The 10576-nt window shown below is 56.0% G+C and carries 9 protein-coding genes; 3 read left to right on the top strand and 6 right to left on the bottom strand.

The features are described 5' to 3' along the window. The first annotated feature begins 17 nt into the window (after positions 1-17). Together QZ766_RS10420 and QZ766_RS10415 are read left to right on the top strand one after the other, a co-directional pair. Positions 18-218: a YfgG family protein gene (locus tag QZ766_RS10420; protein WP_297201254.1), complete on the top strand. Its 201-nt coding sequence runs from the start codon at positions 18-20 to the stop codon at positions 216-218. A gap of 136 nt (positions 219-354) precedes the next feature. Next, complete coding sequence (locus tag QZ766_RS10415; protein WP_297201252.1) at positions 355-1737, top strand: MFS transporter; 1383 nt, start codon at positions 355-357, stop codon at positions 1735-1737. A 596-nt stretch (positions 1738-2333) separates the two neighbouring features. On the opposite strand, the gene QZ766_RS10410 is transcribed toward QZ766_RS10415, so the two are convergent. Then, positions 2334-2618 (bottom strand): hypothetical protein, encoded by a 285-nt coding sequence (locus QZ766_RS10410; RefSeq protein WP_297201249.1) that lies wholly within the window; start codon positions 2616-2618, stop codon positions 2334-2336. Here QZ766_RS10410 and QZ766_RS10405 point away from each other — a divergent pair, their 5' ends adjacent. Beyond that, a complete protein-coding gene (locus QZ766_RS10405; protein ID WP_297201246.1) occupies positions 2619-2885 on the top strand; it encodes a hypothetical protein in 267 nt (88 codons plus the stop codon). Between the two features lie 2 nt (positions 2886-2887). Here the strand turns inward: QZ766_RS10405 and QZ766_RS10400 are convergent, their stop codons facing one another. The 5 genes from QZ766_RS10400 to guaB all read right to left on the bottom strand — a co-directional run bounded on the left by QZ766_RS10400 (position 2888) and on the right by guaB (position 10493). Continuing rightward, positions 2888-4999 (bottom strand): peptidase domain-containing ABC transporter, encoded by a 2112-nt coding sequence (locus tag QZ766_RS10400; protein WP_297201243.1) that lies wholly within the window; start codon positions 4997-4999, stop codon positions 2888-2890. Then, positions 4992-6275, bottom strand: a complete 1284-nt coding sequence (locus QZ766_RS10395; protein ID WP_297201240.1) for an HlyD family secretion protein — start codon at positions 6273-6275, stop codon at positions 4992-4994. The genes QZ766_RS10400 and QZ766_RS10395 overlap by 8 nt, the downstream gene beginning before the upstream one ends. A gap of 288 nt (positions 6276-6563) precedes the next feature. Further along, entirely contained in the window at positions 6564-6797 is a 234-nt protein-coding gene (locus tag QZ766_RS10390) for a hypothetical protein (RefSeq protein WP_297201236.1), read from the bottom strand. A 532-nt stretch (positions 6798-7329) separates the two neighbouring features. Beyond that, positions 7330-8907, bottom strand: a complete 1578-nt coding sequence (gene guaA / locus QZ766_RS10385; protein ID WP_297201233.1) for a glutamine-hydrolyzing GMP synthase — start codon at positions 8905-8907, stop codon at positions 7330-7332. Positions 8908-9026: 119 nt separating this feature from the next. Further along, the gene (guaB, locus tag QZ766_RS10380) at positions 9027-10493 is read right to left on the bottom strand and encodes an IMP dehydrogenase (RefSeq protein ID WP_297201230.1); all 1467 of its coding nucleotides are present in this window, start codon (positions 10491-10493) and stop codon (positions 9027-9029) included. Positions 10494-10576 lie beyond the last annotated feature (83 nt).

Below are 10576 nucleotides of genomic sequence, written 5' to 3'. Positions count from 1 at the left end.
TCTTTAAGGAACCTCAAGTGAGTCAGGTCACCAGTATGCGAAAACGCCATCAGTTTAACGGTCGCATGACCCGCATCATTCTGCTTATCAGCTTTCTCTTTTTCTTTGGCCGCTTTGTCTATTCCTCTATTGGTGCCTGGTACCATCACCAGGATAAAAAAGCCGCGCAGGAATCCAGCCTCCCGGTGGCAGCCCCCGCTGTAGCAGAGCAGCGCTAGCGCCGATATCTTCTTTTTGCTTTCTGGTAGCCTGTTATGTTGAAGTTACGTTAAATATGTAACGATATTTGCATCCCGCGTTAAAACCAAGCACGATAAGCCCTACTCGCTACGGATAAACGATACAGGCAATCGCGTGAAAAAAGTGTTGAATACTTTCCTGCCGCTGTATACCACCACTCTACTGATGCTGCTGGGCTCCGGCCTGCTTACCACCTATATTTCACTGCGTCTCGCCGGCGAACACGTGAGCGGAACCCTGATTGGCTCCATCACTGCGGCGAACTATCTGGGCCTGGTGATTGGCGGCAAGGTGGGCCACAACCTGATTGCCCGGGTGGGCCACATTCGCGCCTACGTCTCCTGTGCGGGGATCATTACCGCCTCCGTGGTCGGTCACGGGCTCAGCGACTACATTCCGCTGTGGATTGTGCTGCGCCTGATCATCGGGCTGTGCATGATGTGCCAGTATATGGTGCTGGAAAGCTGGCTCAACGACCGGGCCGAATCCTCCCAGCGCGGCGCCATTTTCGGGCTCTATATGGTGGCAACCTACCTCGGCCTGTGCGGCGGTCAGATCATTATTATGATGGCTACCGGGATGGGCGCGGCCCTGCTGCTGGTGGTGGCGCTGTGTTTCGCCCTGTGTCTGGTGCCTATTGCCCTGACCACCCGCACCACCGCCCAGCCGATGTCTCCGGCGCCGATGGAGCTTGGCTACTTCTTCAAAGCGATCCCCAAACTGCTGATGGCCACGCTGGTGATGGGCATGGCCACCGGCGCGTTTTACGGTCTTGCGCCGGTCTATGCGCTGGCGGAAAAACTCTCGACCCGGGAGACCGGGTTGTTTATGGGCGTCACGATTTTCGCCGGGATGGTATCGCAATTCCCCCTGAGCTGGCTCTCTGATCGCTACGATCGCCAGAAACTGCTGTTTGGCGTCTCACTGCTGTTTACCGCCGCGTCCCTGGCGCTGGCACTGGTCCCTTCTCCGGGCTTCTATTTACTGCTGGGCATTGCCTTCGTGTCCAGCATGGCGATGTTCTCGCTCTACCCGCTCGGCGTGGCTATCGCTAATGATTTTGTGGAAGCGGAGCGCCGGGTATCTCTTACCGCCTGCCTGCTGATGGCGTTTGGCATCGGTGCCTGTATCGGCCCGCTGATCACCGGGGCCATTATGGAGCCGCTGGGCGGCAACGTGCTCTACTTCTTCTTTACCCTCTGCGGCGGCGTTATCGCGTTTATCAGCTGGATGAGAAACCGCACGCCGGCCATCGTGGTCGACGCCCCGCTGCCGCACGTGGTGATGCCCGACAGCCTCGCGACCTCACCGCTGGCGGTGGTGCTAAATCCCACCGTTGACGAAGAGGCAATTCAGGAGGTGATGGTGGATAACCCTGAGGATGAACCCGCAGGCGACGATGAAGACGACGGCTCTCTGGATGAAGAGGAAAGCGATACTCCGCTGGCAGAACCTCCCGAGGCGCGCGCGTCAGATGAAAATAAGCGTTTCGGTTAGATAACCTGTCCTGTCCCGGCGCTGCTTCTGCCGGGACAGGGGCTCCTGCGCGCGCAAGCGCAATCCTTCCCGCTATTAACAGTTTAATCGGCCATGCCGCACTCGACCCAAAATTAATTAAGAGCAGACTGCCGAATATTTAATTAGATACGTTACTGAAATAAATAACGTGGCCAGCCCCCAAAGAGCTTGAAGTATGGCAGGTCTATAAATATTTTGGTGCGGCGCTATTTCTATATTAATATCCGCCCCCTGAAAAAAGGATCTCTTTTCACCCGCACCGGGAAGGACGCATATTGGAACACGCACACCGCGAGGCGCTTATAGCGCTGCTCGCTCATCACGCCCTGCATATTAGCCACCTGCCTGCCCTTAACGACATTATTTTGCAGCATGAGAATATACTTAGTGCTGTCTACCGAAAAAAACCGCTATTTTACAAGATGCTGTTTAAGTATTTCCGCTTTTATACTGCCTCGGCCATTTTCAGTATTTATTACTGCCAGCCGACGCCATCGTTAAAATTCGCCAAAGCATTGATTACTCGCCAGCACAAATCAATAAGTATCAATACGCTAAACTCGCTATTTACGCTTTTATCCGTATCTGGTCGGATTGACATTTACAGGCAACCGGATAATAGCGGCGATTACTTTTATCGCCCAACCGAGAGTGTTAAACAAGAAATATCCGATCTGATTGCCAGTCTGCTCATTCCCTGGCAAGGCAGCAGCCAAAAGCCGCCTGTTTTTCTTCCGGCAGATATATCCGCGCGGCTGCCGCAGTTTTTTAAACGCTACGGCGATTTCATTTTTCAGCAGATAACCCTCGTCGGCATCCTGCCCGAGTGCAGCCTGTTTATCGAAAAAGACGCCGGGCACATGATTATGCTGATTCTGTATACCGAGTCTATCCGGCAAGATTGCGCGCGGATCCTCATCTCCCCGCGCAAGATAGCCCGCTACAGCCACGTCTCCCGCTCGCACGTTGACGGCGTGCTCAAAGCGGCGCAGGACGCCGGATATCTCAGCGTTGAAAACAACCTGTTTATTACGCTATCCGGAACCTTTATCGCCCTGTTCCGCCGCTATTTCTCGCTCTATCTGGCGCAGATCCTTTACGCTTTTGACCTGCTGCCGGAGACGTAACCTCACTCCCCGCTCGCCGCGGTCGCCAGGCTGATGACGCGATCGGCGCTGGCAATGGTCGACGGGCGGTGGGCGATAAAGATGCGGGTAATGTTTAGCTCGCGGATAGCCCGGTTAATGATGGCCTCGTTATCCAGATCCAGATGGCTGGTCGCCTCGTCAAGAAACAGCAGCGCAGGCTGGCGGTACAGCGCTCTGGCGATCAGCAGGCGCTGCTTTTGACCGCCGGAAAGGTTGCCGCCCAGCTCGCCGAGTAGCGTTTCGTAGCCCATCGGCATCAGGGTAATTTCATCATGGATATTACAGCGCCTGGCGCAGTCGGCGATGCGCTCGTAGTCCCGGTTCTCTTCAAAGCTGCAGATGTTTTCCGCAATGGAGCCGGCAAACAGCTTATCGTCCTGCAGCACGCAGGCAATGCTGCGGCGGTAGTTATTCAGCCCGAGGCTCTGAATATCGATACCGTTGACGTGAACGCTGCCTTCGGTCGGCCGCAGCAGGCCGCACATCACCTTCATTAACGTGGTTTTTCCCGCCCCCGAGGGGCCAACAATCGCCACGCTCTCGCCGGGACTGACGCGAATGTTGAGTCCGCTGAACAGCGGCCGGGAAAGGCTGTCGTACTGAAACGAAACCCCGCGCGCGCTGAATTCCGCCGCGCCCTCCGCCGCCGCCCGCGCCGGCACCTCTTTTTCCGGCTCCGTCAGCACAATGTCGGCCACGCGCTCGTTGTGCAGCGACAGCAGGCGCATCTGCAGCAGAATGTTAATCAGGCTGGCGGTACGCTCGGAAAACTGACTGCGGTAGGCATTAAACGCCACAAACATCCCCAGCGTCATGCCGCCGTTGATCACCATCGTCGCCCCGAGCCACAGGATGACAATCTGGTCCACCGCGGCAATAAAGTTCGCCAGGCCGCCAAACAGCATGTCCAGCTTAGTGGTGCGGATGCGCGCGTTGGTGGTATCAATATTCAGGTTGAGCCAGAACTTCGAACGCAGACCGGTAATCCCTAACGCTTTCAGGGTGCCCACGCCGTACAGGGTCTCCATAAAGTGCGAGCTCGCCCGGGCTTCTTTAACGATATGTTCCTCGGAAGCCTGCCGGTAGCGGCTGTAGGTAGTGACGCGCAGCAGCGCATACAGCAACGTAAATGCGCAAACCACTGCCACCAGCCAGCCGCCGTACAGCAGCATCATAATAAAAACGCTGACGCTGACGATGACGTCGATAATAAAGGTCACCAGACTTTCGGTTAGCGTATGGCGGATAACGTCAAGCGAACCCAGCCGCGACTGAATATCCCCCAGCTTGCGCTTTTCGAAATAGGCCAGCGGCAGGCGCATCAGGTGGTCGAAAATGCCCGTCCGCCACTGCACGTCAATCAGCGAACTCATCACCAGCGACGTCCAGGCCCGCAGGGTGCCGATAAATGTCCGACAGAGAATGAAGCAGAACAGCCCGATACAGATAAGCGACAGCAGCGAGCGGTCCTCGGCCACGATGACGTGGTCCATCACCAGCTGCGTGCCGACGGGAAGCAGCAAGTTGATGGTCTCAATCAGCAGGCTGAAGCAGAGGATCTTGCCCAGAAATCCCCACAGGCCGTGAATATTCTTCATCATTTCCCACAGGCGCATTTTGCTGCGCGCGCTTTCCCGGGAGAACCCTTTATCTGGCCATAGCTCAAGCGCTACGCCGGTAAAGTGGCGGGACAGCTCTGCGATGCCGACAACCCGGCGGCCAAACGCGGGATCGTGAATCACGCACTTGTTGCGCCCGGCAGCGATCAGGACAACAAAGTGACACATGTCCCAGTGCAAGATGCACGGCGTCTTTAGCTGGCGGACCTCGTTGAGATCCAGCGACAGCGGCCGGGTCTTGAGGTTCAGCTTCTCGGCAACATCCACCAGCAGCCCCAGCGTCGCGCCGTGAGAGGAGATGCCAAACCGGTGGCGCAGATTAAACAGATCGACATCCATGCCGTAAAAGCGGCACACCATCGTCAGGCAGGCAAGCCCACACTCGGCGCTTTCGGTTTGTAAAATCTGCGGCACTTTGCGCATAAAGCCGAAGTGCAGCCGGTCGCGCAGGTAGTTCAATAGCGTACTAGTCATGGATCGGGCCCGTCAGGCTGCTGTAGATGTCATAAAATGGCGAGAGCATCCACTGGTAGAGAGGACGCCGCTCCATAAATACCGTGGCCTGCGCCTTCATGCCGGTGGTCAGGGCCAGCGCCCGGGCGCGCGGATCGACGCTGATATCGATAATCGCTTTGTAGAACGGCTCCGTGCGGGTGCTGTTCAGCGCGCGCGGCGAGTTGCTGTAGGAGCTCAGTTCCTGAGGCGAGACGGGCACGCTGGAGACCGAGAGAATGCTGCCCGCGAACTGGCCGAATTTTTCATAGGGAAAAGCGTCATAGCGGATGTTGATGCGGTCCCCGGGCTTTACGTAGGGAACGCTGCTGTTGGGCAGCCAGAGGATCAGGAAATAGCCTTTGCTTTCGGCGGGCACGATTTGCGCCAGGCTATCGCCGGCGTTGACCATCTGCCCCAGAGTGACGCTCATGGACTCGACTTTTCCCTCCGCCGGCGCACTCACCAGCAGCGTGCCGGTGGCGTCCATCTCCGCCAGCCTGCGCTGCAGATCGCTCAGTTCATAGCGGTGGGTCGAGATCTGGTTATCAAAATCGGCGGTACGGGTAATAATATCGCCTTTCAGCGCGGTAATTTGCAGGCCCTGCTGGATCAGCTGGGCATTGAGATTCTGATAAACGCTCTGCTGCTGGTAATAGAGGTAGCGCTGGTTTGTGTGCTGATCGTTGGTGATGAGGCCGCGCTTTTTATAGTCCGCGTAGCTCTGCATGGTGGCCCTCATCTCCTCCATACCTTTTCGCGCGCTGTCCACCGAGACTTTGGCATCCCGGTATGCACGTTGATACTGGGCAAGCTGCTCCTGCATTTGCGCCAGCGCCGTCGCTTTGTTTTGCTCCAGCTTGTGAATAATGCCTTCAATGATCTGCGTCTGCTCGCGGGTGGCGTGAATAATGTTTTCGCTGACGTTGCCCGAGCGGGTAACGCGGCTGACGTCTATTTGATAAAGAAAATCCCCTTTGCTGACTGGCTCTCCGGCCTGCTTCCAGATATGGCTGATAAACCCCTGCCCCGGCGAGAAGATATTGACCGCACGCGGCAGCGAGGTGACTTCACCTGAAACGCTCATTCGCCGGGTATAGTCGCCAAAAACAGCGGCGAGCAGCAGAACGGCAATAAAAAAAGTAGTGGCAGTCACGGCGACCCACAGCGGATAACTGCTGGTTAACAGCGCCTGGCCCAGCCATCGGGTTTTCAGATGGTCGAGCGCTTCCTGGCGAAACAGAGGTTGTTGTTCCATTTTGAAGACTATTTTTCTCTATTAGCGGAGCTGCGGGGTAAAGCGGCCTGTTGAAGGTACGGGGTTAATATCATCTGAAAGAGTAAAAACTGATTATAATTTCAGATAAAACTCCGTAAGAAATAAAAACAGCGATCCTTATTTTCACAAAAACAGTCAAGTAAACATAAACCCTTCTTACTTCACTGCTCCTGTGTATTAACAAAGGTTAACGGGATTCATGCACTATAATAGCCACAGGCAATACGCCTGCAGCTATGGCATATCATTACGCTTAATCGCTGCTAATTATTTCTTACCGAACAGCCCGCCGAAAAGGGAAGAGAAAATGCCTAAGCCAACTTCCACGGCTTCGCCAATGCTCTTACCAATTGTGGTTCCCGCCTGAACGCCGCTGTTGCTGCCTTTACCGCCAATGGCGTCAACAATAGCGCCAATGCTGCGGCCTAGCGCAGTGCCGGCATCAGCAAAAAAACCTGCACCAGAAACGGTTTCTAACTCACTATTTTTAAGTTCACGCATAACTAACTCCTGTAAATAATACGACACTGGGTAGTGTTTCCCTTGTGGTGTTTACCACCGGGCAGAGTTTACAGCGCCTGCATATTCGTTCAATAAAGTCAGGATAGTTAGTCACTGATAATACAGATGTAACATAATATTTCTGAGTATTTTTAATTATATTTACAGCTTCACTTTAAAAGAATACTTAATTACTTTGCCATTGCCGCGCAGTATCCCGTCTTTAACTAAATATCAGACATCGTTCTCAGGAAAATCTACTGCACCGTTACATAGCCTAACTATTCCAGATTAGATGCAGGCGCAAGAAAATGAATTTCCGAAAGTTTACTAAGGTCCAGAGGTGGACTAAATGAAGACAGCCAACGCGCGGACAAGCTGAAGTATGCAGGACATCGCAAAGTCTTCTCTATCCAGGAGGGGTAAATAATTTCGCAGAAATTTTCATTCGAATCAGACAAAAAAGCCCGCAGTTACGCGGGCTTAGAGGTACTTTACTGCTTTTACGTGCAAGCTATTGCCAGACGTTAAATCATTCCCACTCAATCGTCGCCGGCGGCTTGCCGCTGATGTCGTACACCACGCGGGAGATGCCGTTAACTTCGTTGATGATGCGATTGGACACGCGACCGAGGAAATCGTACGGCAGGTGCGCCCAGTGCGCTGTCATAAAGTCGATGGTTTCCACCGCGCGCAGGGAGACGACCCAGTCGTATTTACGGCCGTCGCCCATCACGCCAACTGAGCGCACCGGCAGGAACACGGTAAAGGCCTGGCTGACTTTGTCGTACAGATCGGCCTTGCGCAGCTCTTCGATAAAGATAGCGTCGGCGCGGCGCAGCAGGTCGCAGTACTCTTTCTTCACTTCGCCCAGTACGCGCACGCCCAGTCCCGGTCCCGGGAACGGGTGACGGTAGAGCATGTCGTACGGCAGGCCCAGCTCGAGACCAATCTTGCGCACTTCGTCTTTGAACAGCTCGCGCAGCGGCTCTACGAGGCCCATCTTCATCTCTTTCGGCAGGCCGCCCACGTTGTGGTGAGATTTGATGACGTGCGCTTTACCGGTTGCCGAGGCGGCAGATTCGATAACGTCAGGATAGATGGTGCCCTGCGCCAGCCACTTCACGTCTTCCAGCTTCAGCGCTTCTTCATCGAATACTTCCACAAAAACGCGGCCGATGATTTTGCGCTTGGCTTCCGGATCGTTTTCGCCCGCCAGCGCGTCGAGGAAGCGCTGCTCGCCTTCAACGTGCACGATGTTCAGGCCAAAGCGATCGCCGAACATGTCCATCACCTGCTCGGCTTCGTTGAGGCGCAGCAGGCCGTTGTCAACGAAGACGCAGGTCAGCTTGTCGCCGATGGCGCGGTGCAGCAGCATCGCGGTGACGGAGGAGTCCACGCCGCCGGAGAGGCCGAGGATCACTTTATCGTCGCCAACCTGCTCGCGAATGCGCGCCACGGCGTCGTCGATGATTTTTGCCGGGGTCCACAGGGCTTCGCACTGGCAGATATCGCGCACGAAGCGCTCCAGCATACGCAGGCCCTGACGGGTGTGGGTCACTTCCGGGTGGAACTGCACGCCGTAGAAGCGCTTCTCTTCGTTAGCCATAATGGCAAACGGACAGGTTTCGGTGCTGGCAACGGTCACGAAGCCGGACGGGATGGCGGTAACTTTGTCGCCGTGGCTCATCCACACGTCCAGCAGCGGCTTGCCGTCGGCGGTCAGGGCATCTTCAATGCCGTGAACCAGCGCGCTGTCGACTTTGACTTCAACCTGCGCGTAGCCAAACTCGCGCTCGCTGGAGCCCTGTACGTGACCACCGAGCTGCATCGCCATGGTCTGCATGCCGTAGCAAACGCCGAGCACCGGGACGCCGGCGGTGAAGACATATTCCGGCGCGCGCGGGCTGTTCTCTTCGGTGGTGCTTTCCGGTCCGCCGGAAAGGATAATGCCGCTAGGATTAAATTCGCGGATCTGTGCTTCCGTAACGTCCCAGGCCCACAGCTCACAGTAAACCCCCAGCTCGCGCACGCGGCGCGCCACCAGCTGAGTATATTGAGAACCGAAGTCGAGGATCAGGATGCGGTGTTTATGAATGTTGTCCGTCATTGACGATAATTCCGAGGCAAGTGAAACAAAAACAGAGCGCCCGGCATATTAGTTGTCTCTCCGGCTGCAGATGCGTTTACTGCAGCCCGACAGAGCATATAGGCCGGGCGCGGAAATAATCAGGAGCCCAGACGGTAGTTCGGGGATTCCTTGGTGATGGTCACGTCGTGAACGTGGCTTTCCTGGATACCCGCACCGCTGATGCGCACGAACTCTGCCTTAGTACGCAGGGCGTCGATAGTACCACAGCCGGTAAGGCCCATACAGGAGCGCAAGCCGCCCATCTGCTGGTGGATGATCTCTTTCAGGCGGCCTTTATAGGCTACGCGGCCTTCGATACCTTCCGGCACCAGCTTGTCGGCTGCGTTATCGCTCTGGAAGTAGCGATCGGAAGAGCCTTTGGACATCGCGCCCAGCGAGCCCATGCCGCGGTAGGATTTGTAAGAGCGGCCCTGATAGAGTTCGATTTCGCCCGGAGATTCTTCGGTACCGGCCAGCATCGATCCGACCATGACGGCAGAAGCGCCTGCGGCAATGGCTTTTGCAATGTCGCCAGAGAAGCGGATACCGCCGTCGGCGATGACCGGAATGCCGGTGCCTTCCAGCGCTTCAACCGCGTCGGAAACAGCGGTGATCTGCGGAACGCCCACGCCGGTAACGATGCGGGTGGTACAGATGGACCCTGGGCCGATACCCACTTTCACCGCGCTTACGCCAGCGTCTGCCAGGGCACGTGCCCCTGCGCCAGTCGCCACGTTGCCGCCGATGATTTGCAGGTCGGGATATTTTGCGCGGGTTTCGCGAATGCGCTGCAGCACGCCTTCGGAATGACCGTGGGAGGAGTCGATCAGCAGAACGTCAACGCCTGCAGCAACCAGCGCGTCAACGCGCTCTTCGTTGCCCGCGCCCGCGCCTACCGCGGCACCTACGCGCAGGCGGCCGTGCTCGTCTTTACAGGCGTTAGGCTTACGCTCGGCTTTCTTGAAGTCTTTTACGGTGATCATGCCGAGCAGGTGGAAGCTGTCGTCTACGACCAGCGCTTTTTCGACGCGCTTTTCGTGCATCTTGGCGAATACCGCTTCGCGGGCTTCACCTTCGCGCACGGTCACCAGACGATCTTTCGGCGTCATGTAAACGCTGACCGGCTGATTAAGGTCGGTCACGAAGCGCACGTCGCGGCCGGTAACAATCCCGACCAGCTCGTTATCTTCGGTGACCACCGGATAGCCGGCAAAACCGTTGCGCTCGGTCAGCGCCTTCACTTCCTGCAAAGTCGTGGTCGGCAGAACGGTCTGGGGATCGGTGACAATACCGGATTCGTATTTTTTAACGCGCTGGACTTCTTCGGCCTGGCGCTCGATAGACATGTTTTTGTGGATAAAGCCAATACCGCCTTCCTGAGCCAGGGCAATCGCCAGGCGCGCTTCAGTCACGGTATCCATCGCCGCGGAGAGCATTGGAATATTCAGGCGAATTTTTTTGGTCAGCTGCGTGCTGAGATCGGCAGTATTCGGCAGAACAGTGGAGTGAGCGGGAACGAGGAGAACGTCGTCAAACGTGAGTGCTTCTTTAGCGATGCGTAGCATGGGCAATATCTCTACCTGGGTGGTTAATAAATATTGCCGTGGCATTATACAGAGCGGAATCGCTTGCTTCCACACTTATTTGC

The sequence above is a fragment of the uncultured Pluralibacter sp. genome (assembly GCF_913775985.1).
Classification (GTDB): Bacteria; Pseudomonadota; Gammaproteobacteria; order Enterobacterales; family Enterobacteriaceae; genus Pluralibacter.
Note: the sequence above shows the minus strand (reverse complement) of the source record. Positions and strands in the feature narration are given on the sequence as shown.